This is a genomic window from Streptomyces sp. NPDC057654 (assembly GCF_042800135.1).
Classification (GTDB): Bacteria; Actinomycetota; Actinomycetes; order Streptomycetales; family Streptomycetaceae; genus Streptomyces.
In genome coordinates this window covers 1-1,816 of the sequence record NZ_JBHVHQ010001243.1, presented here as the reverse complement: position 1 = coordinate 1,816, position 1,816 = coordinate 1, and the positions used below count along the sequence as shown (strand labels likewise).

The 1,816-nt window shown below is 68.9% G+C and carries 1 pseudogene; it reads left to right on the top strand.

Features of this window, described 5'->3' with window-relative positions:
- Positions 1-134: 134 nt before the first annotated feature.
- Positions 135-1,816 (top strand): annotated as a pseudogene (locus ACFU99_RS42440) (hypothetical protein); the annotation flags it as partial.

Sequence of the window (1,816 nt, the reverse complement as noted above, 5' to 3'; positions counted from 1 at the left end):
TCCGTGGTGCTTTTCGGTCCTGGGTCGATCAGAACCCGAATTTTGCCCCCTACTTGGCGGCATGGGACGCCGATGAGCTGCGTGGTGCGCTGACGCTCGTCTATGCGCAGGTTGCTGCCGCCATTCGGGGAGTGATGGCGAGGAGTAGGCCGAAGGAATACACCGTCGCGTCCTCCCGGACCTCTCTCGCCGCGATACGGTCCGGTCTCGGGTATGTGCCCCAGGCGTTCCTGGAGGCGAATGCCGACGCGGTAGCCGCAGCTTTCACCCAGACCTTCAACCGTCATACTTCCCGGCCGGATGACGCGCTGCTCGACGGGAGGATGATGCAGCGCGGTCCGAACTCCCTGCCGCCTACGTTCCGCGAGTATCTCGACAATGTGCTCGTCGCGCAGCCGAGTCGCTTCGTCGATCAGGACGAGGCGCTGTGGATCCGCACCAACACCGTGGAACTGGAGACCAATCCCCCTTATCCGGGGGGTGCCCCGCGTATCAGTCCGCCTGTGGTCCTGACGGAGAACCGTGCGTATGGGCCTTCGCCGGAGAATGCGACTCAGGCCACCACGGTGCAAGGTGCCACCAGGCTGTCGGACTTCTCCCTGGGCCTTTACAACCAGGCCCGTGCGCGACGCGGTCTGGAGCTGGTGGGCCAGCCCATCGACTACTCGCAGCAGTCCGCTTATCCGCAGCAGGGCGGTTACCCCCAGCAGACCGGGTACCCGGAGTCTGCGTATCCGCAGCAGGGCGGCTATCCGCAGCAGGTCGATGACTCGCAGGTCGTGTACTCGCAGTCGGTCGACTCCTCGCAGGTCTACTACTCCCAGTACTCGCCGCCCACCCGGACCACTGGGAACAGCGGACCCGCTCCGACCACGGCGAACAGTGGGCCCTCGGACACGACCGTTCGCCCGGCCGCGCCCGTAGCCCCCACGCCCGTACCCGCCGCGGCTGCACCCTCCCCCGGCCTGATCGACTTGGCGGGTCGGCTGCCCGGCATGGAGCCGGGCGAGCGCGCCGAGGCGGTGGCGGCGCTGCCGCTGTCGGACCGGGAGGCTCTGGCCACCGACGCGTCGCTGGTGACGGGCCTGCGCGAGGCGCTTCCGGCGCAGGACTTCAGTGACTTGGCGTCCCAGTTGCTGGTGGTGGTGCCGCCGGGTACGGAGCGGCCGGAGGAGGCCCGGCAGGAGGCCGAGGCTCTGATCTCCGGCATGCTCGGTGACGCGGACGCCACGGTTGCTCTGCTGACCGGGCGGCGACGGCTCGTCGTGGTCCCTCGGGAGACGCCGCTGACGTCGTTCGACCCGTTCCACGAGCCCGACGCGGCCAACGACCACGGCCGTGCCATGGACGGGGAGCGAGGAGCCTTCCGCGGGCGGCTGGCCTGGGTCGGCGAGGAGAATCTGCTGGGCGACACCACCGGTGTGCCCCACGCCGACGTCTTCGACGACGGTTACTCCAGCGCCCGCCACGAGTGGGCCCACGCCCTCCACTCGGTGCTGAGTGACGGCGACCGTCAGTGGATCACGGAGGTCTACGAGGCCAAGCGGCGCGACGGCGCCGCCCAGAGCTGGCCGGACGGAATCTTCCCCAACTACTCGTCCAGCACGGCGTACGAGTATTTCGCCCAGCTCAGCAACGCCTATCAGGGCGCCAATACCGGTACCGACCCCATCACCGGCAGGCCGCGCAACAACGGCGCGGACTGGGTGGAGCAGAGCGACCCGGAGCTGCTGCCGCTGTTGCGGAGGCTGTACGGGCCGGGCCGGTCGGAAGCCCTCGGCAGCCAGGACAACCCGTACATCCTGGCCGGGTTCCG